At 60.5% G+C, this 12582-nt stretch carries 15 protein-coding genes; 11 read left to right on the top strand and 4 right to left on the bottom strand.

Annotated elements, in window-relative coordinates; genetic code table 11:
• The first annotated feature begins 30 nt into the window (after positions 1–30).
• The 4 genes from HFO71_RS14360 to dnaQ are packed head-to-tail and all read left to right on the top strand — an operon-like array spanning position 31 to position 2806.
• Positions 31–630, top strand: coding sequence for a Maf-like protein (locus tag HFO71_RS14360; protein WP_131640905.1), 600 nt, complete (start codon positions 31–33; stop codon positions 628–630).
• Positions 623–1480, top strand: a complete 858-nt coding sequence (locus tag HFO71_RS14355) for a shikimate dehydrogenase (RefSeq protein WP_131662131.1) — start codon at positions 623–625, stop codon at positions 1478–1480. The genes HFO71_RS14360 and HFO71_RS14355 overlap by 8 nt, the downstream gene beginning before the upstream one ends.
• Positions 1480–2091, top strand: a complete 612-nt coding sequence (gene coaE / locus HFO71_RS14350; protein ID WP_131640907.1) for a dephospho-CoA kinase — start codon at positions 1480–1482, stop codon at positions 2089–2091. The genes HFO71_RS14355 and coaE overlap by 1 nt, the downstream gene beginning before the upstream one ends.
• On the top strand, positions 2084–2806 hold the full coding sequence (dnaQ, locus tag HFO71_RS14345; RefSeq protein ID WP_131640908.1) for a DNA polymerase III subunit epsilon: 723 nt from the start codon (positions 2084–2086) through the stop codon (positions 2804–2806). The genes coaE and dnaQ overlap by 8 nt, the downstream gene beginning before the upstream one ends.
• Before the next feature lie 62 nt (positions 2807–2868).
• Here dnaQ and secB read toward each other — a convergent pair whose 3' ends face one another.
• The gene (gene secB, locus HFO71_RS14340; protein WP_003544086.1) at positions 2869–3351 is read right to left on the bottom strand and encodes a protein-export chaperone SecB; all 483 of its coding nucleotides are present in this window, start codon (positions 3349–3351) and stop codon (positions 2869–2871) included.
• A 101-nt stretch (positions 3352–3452) separates the two neighbouring features.
• Positions 3453–3959 (bottom strand): FxsA family protein, encoded by a 507-nt coding sequence (locus tag HFO71_RS14335; protein ID WP_077978088.1) that lies wholly within the window; start codon positions 3957–3959, stop codon positions 3453–3455.
• A 131-nt stretch (positions 3960–4090) separates the two neighbouring features.
• Between HFO71_RS14335 and HFO71_RS14330 the strand changes: the two genes are divergently transcribed.
• The 5 genes from HFO71_RS14330 to gyrB all read left to right on the top strand — a co-directional run bounded on the left by HFO71_RS14330 (position 4091) and on the right by gyrB (position 9417).
• Positions 4091–4795, top strand: coding sequence for a Tim44/TimA family putative adaptor protein (locus HFO71_RS14330; RefSeq protein ID WP_017962629.1), 705 nt, complete (start codon positions 4091–4093; stop codon positions 4793–4795).
• Entirely contained in the window at positions 4788–5906 is a 1119-nt protein-coding gene (gene mltA, locus HFO71_RS14325; protein WP_221988186.1) for a murein transglycosylase A, read from the top strand. The genes HFO71_RS14330 and mltA overlap by 8 nt, the downstream gene beginning before the upstream one ends.
• Positions 5906–6472, top strand: a complete 567-nt coding sequence (locus HFO71_RS14320; RefSeq protein WP_077978032.1) for a Smr/MutS family protein — start codon at positions 5906–5908, stop codon at positions 6470–6472. Before mltA ends, HFO71_RS14320 begins: the two co-directional genes overlap by 1 nt.
• Positions 6469–6846 carry a helix-turn-helix domain-containing protein gene (locus HFO71_RS14315; RefSeq protein WP_077978033.1) on the top strand — a complete coding sequence of 126 codons (378 nt, stop codon included), beginning with the start codon at positions 6469–6471 and terminating at the stop codon, positions 6844–6846. Before HFO71_RS14320 ends, HFO71_RS14315 begins: the two co-directional genes overlap by 4 nt.
• Before the next feature lie 135 nt (positions 6847–6981).
• The gene (gene gyrB, locus HFO71_RS14310; RefSeq protein ID WP_131640910.1) at positions 6982–9417 is read left to right on the top strand and encodes a DNA topoisomerase (ATP-hydrolyzing) subunit B; all 2436 of its coding nucleotides are present in this window, start codon (positions 6982–6984) and stop codon (positions 9415–9417) included.
• A gap of 86 nt (positions 9418–9503) precedes the next feature.
• On the opposite strand, the gene HFO71_RS14305 is transcribed toward gyrB, so the two are convergent.
• Together HFO71_RS14305 and HFO71_RS14300 are read right to left on the bottom strand one after the other, a co-directional pair.
• Positions 9504–10103: a nitroreductase family protein gene (locus tag HFO71_RS14305; RefSeq protein WP_131640911.1), complete on the bottom strand. Its 600-nt coding sequence runs from the start codon at positions 10101–10103 to the stop codon at positions 9504–9506.
• 44 nt (positions 10104–10147) lie between these two features.
• Positions 10148–10432, bottom strand: coding sequence for a DUF2218 domain-containing protein (locus HFO71_RS14300; RefSeq protein ID WP_077978090.1), 285 nt, complete (start codon positions 10430–10432; stop codon positions 10148–10150).
• 170 nt (positions 10433–10602) lie between these two features.
• Between HFO71_RS14300 and HFO71_RS14295 the strand changes: the two genes are divergently transcribed.
• Together HFO71_RS14295 and HFO71_RS14290 are read left to right on the top strand one after the other, a co-directional pair.
• Positions 10603–11562 (top strand): glutathione S-transferase family protein, encoded by a 960-nt coding sequence (locus tag HFO71_RS14295; protein WP_221988185.1) that lies wholly within the window; start codon positions 10603–10605, stop codon positions 11560–11562.
• A 143-nt stretch (positions 11563–11705) separates the two neighbouring features.
• Positions 11706–12548, top strand: coding sequence for a fumarylacetoacetate hydrolase family protein (locus HFO71_RS14290; RefSeq protein WP_131640913.1), 843 nt, complete (start codon positions 11706–11708; stop codon positions 12546–12548).
• The last annotated feature ends 34 nt before the right edge of the window (positions 12549–12582 follow it).

Genomic DNA, 12582 nt, shown 5'->3' with positions numbered 1-12582 from the left:
CTGACGAAAAGCCGGCACGCCGAGGAACCCATGACGCCGAAACTCATCCTTGCATCGTCGAGCCCCTTTCGCCGGATGCTGATGGAAAATGCCGGTCTATCCTTCGAGGCGCATGCCGCAAGGATCGATGAGCGGGCCGTTGAAGCGCCGCTGGAAAAAGCCGGCGCTAAGCCTGATGCCGTGGCCCTCGTCCTCGCCAGGGCCAAGGCCGAGGAAGTCAGCAGCCGTTTTCCGAAAAGCCTGGTCATCGGTTCGGATCAAACGATGTCGCTCGGCGAGAAGGTCTTCCATAAGCCGAAGGACCTAGCCGACGCGGCTAGGCATCTTCAAGTCCTTTCGGGCGTAACCCATCGATTGAATAGCGCCGTCGCGATCGTCAGCGACGGCGTGGTCTTGTGGGAACATCTTGCGCATGCGGAATTGACGATGCGGCCGCTGACGATGGATTTCATCTCCAGACATCTGGCGCGGGTTGGCGAACGGGCGCTTTCCAGCGTCGGCGCCTATCAATTGGAGGGGGAGGGCATCCAGCTCTTCGAAAAGATCGAGGGTGATTATTTCACCATTCTCGGCCTGCCGATGCTGCCGCTCTTAAAAAAATTGCGAGAACTCGGAGCGATCGATGGGTGATTCACGTGAAACATTCGGGCCGAAAGCATTTGTCACGGGCTTTCCCATCAAGCATTCGCGCTCGCCACTGATCCACGGATACTGGCTGAAGACGCTTGGCCTGCCGGGCAGTTATCGCGCTCATGAAGTGGCGCCCGGGGGCTTTGCCGATTTCATTCACTCGTTGAAGGATGGCAGTTCCGGCTTTACCGGGGGCAATGTCACCATTCCTCACAAGGAGTTGGCGTTCCGGCTCGCCGACAAACCGGACGCGCTATCGCAAGAGCTCGGCGCCGCGAACACGCTCTGGCTGGAGGACGGCGCTCTGCATGCGACGAATACCGACGGTCGCGGCTTCATCGCCAATCTCGACGAACGCCATCCGGGCTGGGACCGGCATGGCACGGCCGTCGTCTTTGGCGCCGGCGGCGCCAGCCGGGCGATCATCCAGGCGGTCCGTGATCGCGGTTTCAAGGAGATCCACGTCGTCAACCGCACCGTCGAACGCGCGCGTGAGCTCGCGGATCGTTTTGGCCCGCGTGTTCAGGCCCACCCGACCGGGGCGCTTGCCGAAGTCATGAGCGGCGCCGGCCTATTCATCAACACAACCTCGCTCGGCATGGACGGCGAGCCGGCGCCGCAACTCGACTTCTCGCCCCTTGCAGCCGATGCCGTCGTCACCGATATCGTTTATGTGCCCTTGAAGACGCCGATCCTCGCCCAAGCGGAAGAGCAAGGATTTCCCATCGTCGATGGTCTCGGCATGCTCTTGCACCAGGCCGTGCCCGGATTCGAGAAATGGTTCGGCCAGCGTCCCGTCGTCGATGCGCCGCTGCGCGCGCTCATCATCGCGGATATGGAAGCACACTGATGCTGAAGATCGGCCTCACCGGCTCCATCGGAATGGGAAAATCGACAGCGGCAAAGCTCTTCGCCGACGCAGGAATCCCGGTGAACGATTCGGATGCCGTGGTCCACGATCTCTATGCCGGCGAGGCTGCACCCCTGGTGAATGCCGCTTTCCCCGGCACGATGAAGGATGGAGCCGTCGACCGGCGTGAACTCGGCCGCCAGCTCGCTCTTGATCCTGACGGCTTCAAACGCCTGGAAGCGATCGTCCATCCGCTGGTTCGCAAACGCGAGACGGAATTTCTGAAGCGACAACGCGCCGCCGGCGCCGACATGGTATTGCTCGATATTCCACTACTTTTCGAAACCGGCGCCGTGACAAGAGTGGATGTCGTCGTCGTCGTCAGCACTGATCCACAGATTCAGCGCCAAAGGGTGCTTGCGCGCGAAGGCATGACCGAGGAAAAATTCGACATGATTCTCTCACGCCAGACGCCGGACACGGAAAAGCGGCGCCGGGCCGATTATCTGATCGACACCAGTCACAGTATCGCGACGACGAGGGAACGGGTATTCGAGATCGTCGCCGACCTGAAAACGCGGATTGCCAAGGGAGATTTCCGGAATGCGTGAGATCATCTTCGATACGGAAACAACCGGCCTCGACAACCGCGCCGACCGCATCATCGAAATCGGCGGCATCGAGCTCTTCGATCATTTCCCCACGGGCAACACGATCCATATCTTCATCAATCCTGGAGATCAGAAGGTTCATCCAGATGCGCTCGCCGTGCACGGCATTACCGATGAATTCCTGAAGGACAAGCAGCCTTTCGCTGAGGTTGCCGAACAAATCCTTACCTTCTTCGGTGATGCGAAGTGGATTGCCCATAACGCCACCTTCGATATGGGTTTCATCAATGCGGAATTCGCGCGGATCGGTTTGCCGCCAATCCTGCCGGAACGGGTGCTCGATACGCTGTCAATGGCGCGGCGCAAACATCCGATGGGGCCGAATTCGCTCGATGCGCTTTGCCGGCGCTACGGCATCGATAATTCGCACCGCACCAAACACGGCGCGCTGCTCGACTCCGAACTGCTTGCCGAAGTCTATATCGAGATGATCGGCGGCAGACAGGCGGCTCTTGGCCTCGGCATGGTCGGCCAATCCAACCAGGCAGCTCGCGGTGACATGGGGATGGAAGACGACGTGGTGATTGCCGCCGTGCTCGAGCGGCCTCGGCCGCTCGCCCCGCGCCTCAGCCAAACCGAGGAGCAGGCGCACGAGGCGCTCGTCGCCAAGCTCGGTGAAAAAAGCGTCTGGGCGAAATACGCCAACCTCGATTAAACCGGTCCTCAATTGAAAATGCCCGGGACCAGCCCGGGCATTCGCATTTCAGAAAGAGCCGGTCAGTTCGGAACGGCCTGAACCTTGGCGCGGGCCTGTTCTTCGGCAACGCGCTGAGCGAACATCTGCGTGAAGTCGATCGGGTCGATCATCAGCGGCGGGAAACCGCCGTTGCGGGTGACGTCGGCGATGATCTGACGGGCGAAGGGGAAAAGCATGCGCGGGCACTCGATGAAGAGAACCGGCAGCATGTGTTCCTGCGGGAAGCCGGCAACGCGGAAAACGCCGCCATAGGTGAGTTCGGCATGGAAAACCGTCTTGTCGCCGTCCTTGGCTTCGGCATTCAGCGACAGCACGACATCGAAATCCGTATCGGAAAGCGGGTTGGCGTTGACGTTCACATTGATGTTGATCGTCGGCGCCTTGTCGCGGGCCTGCAGCGAACGCGGCGCACCCGGATTTTCGAAGGACAGATCCTTGGTATATTGCGCAAGGATCGAAAGGGTGGGGTTGGCCGCACCGTTGCTGTTGTTATCGTCTGCCATTGGCTTTTCCTCGAGGGGCATGGGAATGGTGCCGCCATCTAACATTTCAGGGAAGGGCTTACAACCCTGGGCGCCTGGCCCGGTTGATCAGCCGCAGCGCCTCAATCGCCAAGATGCTTGCCGGACCACGGCGAGTTGCGATCCGGCTCTCTATGATAGTCCTCCTCGTCGAGATCGACTACCTTCGAGTTCGGCTTGCGGTCGCGGACATCGGGTTGCGGACCGGAGGAAGAGCCGCCCTTGGCGTTGACGACGACGAAGCGTTTGGCGATCGCCCGCCAGACGAGATCGCGCACCGGCGGAATGAGAATGAGGATCGCGATGATATCCGTGAGGAAGCCGGGAATGATCAGGAGCAGCGAGGCGATGACGTTCATCGCCGGCCGCAGCAGGTCGCGGCCCGGCGTCACCCCATTTCGTCCTTCGCTCGACATGCGGCGCAAAATACCGATTCCCTGCCGGCGCAGCAGAACCACGCCGACAACGAAACCCAGCATGACCAGAACAAGCGTCAGCCACAATCCGATAGCCTGGCCGACGACGACGAAACCGGCAATTTCGGCAAACGGCAGCAGCAGAATGAAGGCTGGCAGGATCGAAAAACGCATGTCGGTCATGTCCCGGGCTCGCCGGTCTCCTCTTTGCGCCGGCGAAGATGCCAGCCATCATTTGAATCATCTGTATAGGCAGACTATATGGGAGTACAAATCAGAGATGTTAACGGCGGCTGCGATACGATATGAGTTCGAACGACTTCATCACATTATTTTTCCTGGTGGCGGCTGTGCTGATTTTCTTTCAGCTCCGCTCCGTGCTCGGGCGCCGTACAGGAAATGAGAAGCCGCCGCGCGATCTCTATACACCGCGGGATGCGGCTCCGGCCGAAGCCGCCGATGCCGGCAAGGTCGTGACGCTGCCGCGGCGCGATGCGACGACGGAGGATGAGGATCGCTTCGCCGCCATCGATGCTTTCGCGGCGCCCGGAACGCCGCTCAACGAATCGCTGCGTGCGCTGAACAAGGCCGACCCCGCCTTCAGCCCGAAGGAGTTTCTGAACGGCGCCCGCATGGCTTACGAGATGATCGTCATCGCCTATGCCGATGGCGACCGGAAAACGCTGAAGAACTTGCTGTCGCGCGAAGTCTATGACGGCTTCGATGCGGCGATCGGCGAGCGCGAAGCTCGGGGCGAGAAGGTGAAGTCCACTTTCGTCGGCATCGATAAGGCCGAGATCACCCATGCGGAGACGAAGGGCAGCGAAGCGCAGATCACCGTGCGCATCGCCAGCCAGCTGATATCGGCCACCTACGACAAGGCGGATGTGCTGATCGAAGGCGACGCCGAAAACGTCGCCGAGGTCAACGACGTCTGGACCTTTGCCCGCGACACCCGCTCGCGCGATCCGAACTGGAAACTCGTGGCGACCGAATCGGAACATGAGTGACCACGCATCGGACTTCGTCCTGCAGGCCATAAGCTTCGACACTCTGGAAGGCTGGAAGGATGATGATCCCTCCGGCCTTTTTGAAGTCATGCGAAGCTGCCGGGGGCAGATCACCGATGTCAAACCGTACCGCACCGGATCGCTGGGCCTGAGCTCGGAAGACCTGCTTCCGCTTCTCGCCGCCGCCGAAGATTTCACGCCGTTATCTCCGGAATCGGCGCGCGTCTTTTTCGAGACGCACTGTCGGCCCTTTCTGATTCGCCGCAAGGACGGCGATTCCGGCTTCGTCACCGCCTTCTACGAACCTGATATCGACGTGTCGGACCGGCCGGACGATATTTTCCGTTTTCCTTTCTACCGGCGTCCGGACGATCTGATCGATCTCGATGACGCCAATCGCCCCGCCGGGCTCGACAAGGCCTATGCTTTCGGCCGTCTGCAGGAGGGCCGCGTCACTGCCTATCCGGACCGCCGCGCCATCGATCAGGGGTTTCTCGAGGGCCGTGGCCTCGAAATCGCCTGGGCGAAGTCGAAGGTCGATGTTTTCTTCGTGCATGTGCAAGGTGCTGCCCGCCTGCGTTATGAGGATGGTCGTATCGGCCGAATCACCTATGCGGCGAAGGCCGGCCACGCTTTCTCGGCGATCGGCAAGCTGCTGATCGAGGGGGGCGAGATCGATCGGGCGGAGATTTCGATGCAGGCGATCCGTGGCTGGCTGGCGCGCAATCCCGAACGCGTCGATGAAGTCTTATGGCATAACCGCTCTTATATTTTCTTCCGTGAAGCGCCGGTTGCCGATCCGCAGGCAGGTCCGATTGCGGCCGCCAAGGTGCCGCTTCTCGCCGGGCGCGCGCTTGCGGTCGACCGGATGATCCATACCTTCGGCTTTCCCTTTTTCATTCGTGCCGAAAGCCTCACCCATCTCGACCAGGGCCGGCCGTTCCGCAGGCTGATGCTGGCGCTCGATACCGGATCGGCGATCGTCGGGCCGGCGCGGGGTGATATCTTTACCGGTTCGGGGGATATGGCCGGGGAAAGTGCCGGCACCGTCCGCAACGACGCCGATTTCGTCATCCTCATTCCCAATGCCGCCGCCGGACGATTCGACTGATGGCCAGGGACCGCAAGCTGAGCGCCGATGAGAGGATCCTCTGGGGCAAGGTCGCCCGCAGCACGCGGCCGATGCCCGGTAAGGCGGGGGCGTTGACCGAACTCGATGCCTTTCTTGCCGAAGCCGAAGCGGGAGCCGAACGGGAGCAGGAAAAGCAGACGCCCGCCACACCTACGCCGCTGCAGCCGACGGCACCGTCAACGGCGAAGCCATCGGCCGGGGTGCATCATCCGCTGGAAAAGCCGGTCAAGCGGAAGATCGCCAAGGGCCGGCTGGCGCTCGAAGCGCGGATCGACCTGCACGGGCTGGTGCAGAGCCAGGCCCATGCCATCCTTCTCGATTTCCTGATCCGCGCCCATGAGCGCGGCATGCGCCATGTGCTGGTCATTACCGGCAAGGGCAGCTCGATGGGCAGCGACGGCGCGCTGAAGCGGGCTGTGCCTCTCTGGTTCTCTAAGCCGGAATTCCGCTACCTGATCTCCTCCTATGAGCCGGCCGCACAACATCATGGCGGTGAGGGCGCGCTTTACATTCGCCTGTCGCGGCGGCATGGGGAAAGGCCATGACACCCTTCGGAGAGGCAGTTCGCAGGTTGCGGGCGCGTAAGGGCGTCTCGCAGAAGGAGATGGCGGAAGCGCTGAATGTCTCCCCCGCCTATCTCTCGGCGCTCGAACATGGAAAGCGTGGCTTGCCGACATTCGATCTGCTGCAGCGCATCGCCGGTTATTTCAACATCATCTGGGATGAGGCCGAGGAACTGTTCCTGCTCGCCCGCTCTTCGGACCCGCGCGTCGTGATCGACACCTCCGGCCTGCCCCCCGAATATACCGATTTTGCCAACCGGCTGGCCCGGCGGATTCGCAACCTTGACAGCGCGGAGATAGGCCGGCTATCGGCTCTTCTCGAAAATGTCGGCAAAGGCGACGGAAAAGCGTCATAATCCCCTGTTTTATGCCTTGTTTTGGGGGCTTGCCATTGGGAAGTGGGTTCAAAAAACCTATATACGAGAGTGAAGAAAGCCGGTGATTCGCAAGGCGCGCCGCAGCTTTACGACAACAGGGAAAATCTCGACAGAATGAGCGATACATCCGCGACGGAAAACGGCGTAAGCACCGAATATGGCGCAGATTCCATCAAGGTTCTGAAGGGCCTCGATGCCGTGCGCAAACGCCCCGGCATGTATATCGGCGACACCGACGATGGCTCCGGCCTTCATCACATGGTCTATGAAGTCGTCGACAACGCGATCGACGAAGCGCTTGCCGGCCATGCCGACATCGTCACCGTCACTCTCAATCCGGATGGTTCGGTGACCGTCACCGACAATGGTCGCGGCATCCCGACGGACATTCACACCGGCGAAGGCGTGTCGGCGGCCGAAGTCATCATGACGCAGCTCCATGCCGGCGGTAAGTTCGACCAGAATTCCTACAAGGTTTCCGGCGGCCTGCACGGCGTCGGCGTCTCCGTCGTCAACGCGCTGTCCGTCTGGCTGAAGCTGAAGATCCGCCGTCACGACAAGATCCATGAAATGAGCTTCACCCATGGCGTGGCCGATGCTCCGCTGAAGGTCACGGGCGACGCGCCGAATGAAACCGGCACGGAAGTGAGCTTCATGCCGAGCACCGGCACCTTCACCATGACGGAGTTCGACTACGGCACGCTGGAGCATCGCCTTCGCGAACTTGCCTTCCTGAATTCAGGCGTTCGCATCCTGCTGACCGATAAGCGCCATTCCGATATCAAGCAGGAAGAACTGCGTTATGACGGCGGCCTCGAGGCTTTCGTCGCCTATCTGGACCGCGCCAAGAAGTCGCTCGTCGACAAACCGGTTGCCATCCGCGGCGAAAAGGACGGCATCACCGTCGAGGTCGCGATGTGGTGGAACGACAGCTATCATGAGAACGTGCTCTGCTTCACCAACAATATTCCGCAACGCGACGGCGGCACGCATATGGCGGGCTTCCGCGCGGCGCTGACGCGCCAGGTCGTTTCCTATGCCGACAGTTCCGGCATCACCAAAAGGGAAAAGGTAACGCTGCAGGGCGAAGATTGCCGCGAAGGCCTGACGGCGGTTCTGTCGGTCAAGGTGCCGGATCCGAAATTCTCCTCGCAGACCAAGGATAAGCTGGTTTCCTCGGAAGTCCGTCCTGTTGTCGAAAGTCTCGTCAACGAGGCGCTGAACACCTGGTTTGAAGAACATCCGAGCGAAGCCAAGATTCTCGTCGGCAAGGTCGTCGAGGCAGCCGCCGCACGCGAAGCGGCCCGCAAGGCCCGCGAATTGACCCGCCGCAAGGGCGCACTCGATATCGCTTCGCTGCCGGGCAAGCTCGCCGACTGCTCCGAGCGTGATCCGACAAAATCCGAAGTCTTCCTCGTCGAGGGCGATTCTGCCGGCGGCTCGGCCAAGCAGGGCCGCTCGCGCGAGAACCAGGCAATCCTGCCGCTGCGCGGCAAGATCCTGAACGTCGAGCGCGCCCGTTTCGACAAGATGCTGTCGAGCCAGGAAATCGGCACATTGATCACCGCGCTCGGCACCGGCATCGGCAAGGACGAGTTCAATGTCGAAAAGCTGCGCTACCACAAGATCATCATCATGACGGACGCTGACGTCGACGGCGCCCATATTCGCACCCTGTTGCTGACCTTCTTCTTCCGCCAGATGCCGCAACTGATCGAGCGCGGTCATCTCTATATCGCCCAGCCACCGCTCTATAAGGTCTCGCGCGGCAAGTCGGTGCAGTATCTGAAGGATGAGAAGGCGCTCGAAGAATATCTCATCAGCCAGGGCCTGGAAGATGCTTCGCTGAGGCTCGGTAGCGGCGAAGTTCGCGCCGGCCAGGATCTGCGCGAGGTCATCCTCGATGCCCTGCGCATGCGCGCGCTGCTCGACAATCTCCATTCGCGCTACAATCGTTCCGCCGTCGAACAAGCGGCGATTGCCGGCGCGCTCAACGCCGAGCTCGCCAGCGATCCGGGGAGAGCGCTGGCGCTGGCAAACGAAGTGGCTGGACGCCTCGACATCATCGCCGAGGAAACCGAGCGCGGCTGGCGGGGCGATCTGACAACCGATGGCGGCCTGCGCCTCGAGCGCATGGTCCGCGGCGTCAAGGAACTCGTCGTGCTCGACATGGCGCTGATCGGTTCCTCGGATGCCCGTCACATCGACCAGCTGACGGCACGCCTCAAGGAAATCTATCAGACGCCGCCATCGCTGCATCGCCGCGAAGGCGACGTCGAAATCTCCGGCCCGCGCGCCCTGCTCGACGCGATCTTCGCAAGCGGCCGCAAAGGCCTCACCATGCAGCGCTACAAGGGTCTTGGCGAGATGAATGCCGAGCAGCTCTGGGAAACGACGCTCGATCCGAACGTGCGCTCGCTGCTGCAGGTCAGGGTCAACGACGCCACCGACGCCGATGGTCTCTTCGCCCGCCTGATGGGTGACGAAGTCGAGCCGCGGCGCGAATTCATCCAGGAGAATGCGCTAAGCGTTGCAAACCTCGATATCTAGTTGATATTGCAGAGATAAATGGCCCCGCTATCTTTAGGATGGCGGGGCTTTCGTTTGCCCGATATCTGCTTGGCCTTTGGCTTCGCTCAATTCGCGACGAAGCGCCCGTTGAAGGCGACCTCGGAGAGCGGCTTGCGCTGGCTGGGGAATTCGCGGGCCTGATTGCGTTCGGAAAGAACGCTCTTGTCAGCCAGGCGGCCGACGGCGACGCCTGCTTCGACCCGGTATCCCTCGGGAATGGCGAAAGCCTGCCTGATCTCTTCATGCTTGATGCCGCCCATGCCATGGGCGTAAAGGCCGGAGAGACGCGCCTGGATCGCCAGATGCCCCCATGCCGCACCGGCATCGAAGGAATGGGTGTAGCTCGGCTTTTCCTCAATCGAGCCGGCAGCCCCGGTGAAGGCACGCGACACGACGAAGATCAGCGCCGACGCATTTCTGGCCCATTCCTGGTTGGCGTCGACGAGCAATGCGACGAATTTCTCCCAATGCCCTGAACCCTTGAGCGCATAAATGAAGCGCCATGGCTGGTGGTTGGCTGAGGACGGCGCCCAACGGGCAGCGTCGAGCAGACCGAGCAGCTGCGCCTCCTCGATGATTTCGCCGGTGAAGGCGCGCGGCGACCAGCGGTCGAGAAACATCGGATTGATCGGATAGTCGGATTCGCGGTGATTGCTCTTCGTCATGCTTGTTCCAGGGTTCGGGGCAGAAATTTGGATCGGGGCTGGGCTTAGTCCGTCCAGACGATGTCGAGTTCTTCGCGGAAGGCAAAGCGTTTCAGATGATCGTCGATGACCTGCTGCATCCTTTCCTGTTGCGAGGGATCGGCGACCGAAAGTGTCATGGTCAGCGCCGCATCGTCGGCCGCAAATGTCACCTCGGCCGTATCGCTGAACGGCACCCGGCCCTTCTGAGGATCGAATTCGACGCTGAACTTGTGACTCCAGTGTTTGCAGAGCTGCTGCAGGTAGCGGCTTGCATGTTCGGTCGGCACGACGGCCTTCGAGAGATGCATTTCGAACTCCACGTCATTTTGTATAGCAGAGACATATTTCCTGCTTCACCGGCTTGGCAAGCGCAGCATCGTCGCAGTTTGGGTGTACAGACTGTCTTCATAAACGCGGCATCACGCCGGCGTCGAAGCAGGATAATGAACCATTTCGTCAATCGATCGGGGAGTTGCGCATGCTGGTGAACGGAAAATGGACGGAAGACTGGCAGCCCGTTCAGGCAAAGGACGAAAAGGGCGGCTTTATCCGCCAGACCTCGAGTTTCCGCAATTGGGTGACCCCGGATGGCAGCGCCGGGCCGACCGGCGAAGCCGGCTTTGAAGCCAGCGCCGGCCGTTACCATCTCTATGTCGCCTATATCTGCCCCTGGGCCTCGCGCACCCTGATCGGCCGCAAGCTCAAGGGCCTGGAAGATATCATCTCGGTCTCGGTCGTCGAGCCGCTGTTGGGCAGGCAGGGCTGGCGCTTCGGTGATTATCCCGGCGCGACGCGGGATCACGTCAACGGCGTAACCTATATGCATGAAATCTATACCAGGGCGGCACCCGATTTCACCGGCCGGGCCACCGTGCCGGTTCTCTGGGACAAACAGAAAAAGACCATCGTCAACAATGAATCCGCCGATATTCTGCGTATGCTGAACAGCGGCTTCGGCGGTCTGGCAAAAAATCCGATCGATCTTTACCCGGCGGAGAGGCGCACCGAGATCGATGCTTTCAACGATCGCATCTATCCTACCCTCAACAACGGTGTCTACCGCGCCGGTTTCGCCACCACGCAGATCGCCTACGAGGAAGCCTTTGCCGATGTCTTTGCCTGCCTCGACTGGGCCGAGCAGCAGTTCGAGGGCCGGTCTTTTCTCTTCGCCGATCATCCCACCGAGAGCGATATCCGGCTTTTTGCAACGCTGGTGCGCTTCGACGTCGCCTATCACGGCATCTTCAAATGCAATCTGCGCCGGCTTTCCGACTATGCCAATCTGCGCGCCTTCTGCCGCCGAATGCTGGATTGGCCGGGCATCGGTGAAACGGTGAACCTCGATCATATCAAGCGCGGATACTATTCGATCGAAAGCCTCAATCCGACGAGGATCATTCCCTCCGGCCCGGATCTGGCGGAAATTTTTAGAGCATGATGCCGGCGGATACGGGCGGCTTTCGGCAGAAAATCATCCGAATCGCGGCGAAGCCGTACCGCTTCCCGGCAAAGCCGTAATGACACCGATGAATAATTCGTTCATAGGTGGCTGCAAATCCGTTTTCGATGAGGAGGAATTCCATGAAGCTGATGCGTGTTGGCGAAGCAGGCAGTGAAAAACCAGCACTTCTCGATGCCGATGGCAATATCCGCGATCTCTCCGGTCATGTCGCCGATATCGGCGGTGAAGCGATCGGACCGACAGGCCTTGCAAAGATAGCGGCGATCGATCCGAAGAGCCTTCCGGAAATCGCACCCGGCCGCATCGGCGCCTGCGTCGCGGGCACTGGCAAATTCATCTGCATCGGCTTGAACTATTCGGACCATGCTGCCGAAACCGGTGCGACCGTGCCGCCCGAGCCGATCATCTTCATGAAGGCAACATCCGCAATCGTCGGACCGAACGACGATGTCATCATCCCGCGCGGTTCGGAAAAGACCGATTGGGAAGTCGAGCTCGGCGTCGTCATCGGCAAAACCGCCAAATATGTGACGGAAGCCGAAGCGCTGGATTATGTCGCCGGTTATTGCGTCTCCAACGACGTTTCCGAGCGCGCCTTCCAGACCGAGCGGTCCGGTCAGTGGACCAAGGGCAAGTCCTGCGATACCTTTGGTCCGATCGGCCCCTGGCTCGTGACCAAGGATGAAATTGCCGAACCGCAGAACCTCGGCATGTGGCTGACGGTCAACGGCCAGAAGATGCAGAACGGTTCATCGAAAACGATGGTTTACGGGGTTGCGTTCCTTGTCTCCTATCTCAGCCAGTTCATGTCGCTGCATCCCGGTGACGTGATCTCGACCGGCACGCCTCCGGGCGTCGGCATGGGCCTCAAGCCGCCGCGTTATCTCAAGGCCGGCGACGTGGTCGAACTCGGCATCGAAGGTCTCGGCACGCAGAAACAGACCTTCGTAGCGGATCGTTAACGACGCTTCCTGTTGAGAAACTTAAGTTTTCAGG

Origin of the sequence: Rhizobium laguerreae (assembly GCF_019778565.1) — a bacterium.
GTDB lineage: Bacteria > Pseudomonadota > Alphaproteobacteria > Rhizobiales > Rhizobiaceae > Rhizobium > Rhizobium laguerreae.
Note: the sequence above shows the minus strand (reverse complement) of the source record. Positions and strands in the feature narration are given on the sequence as shown.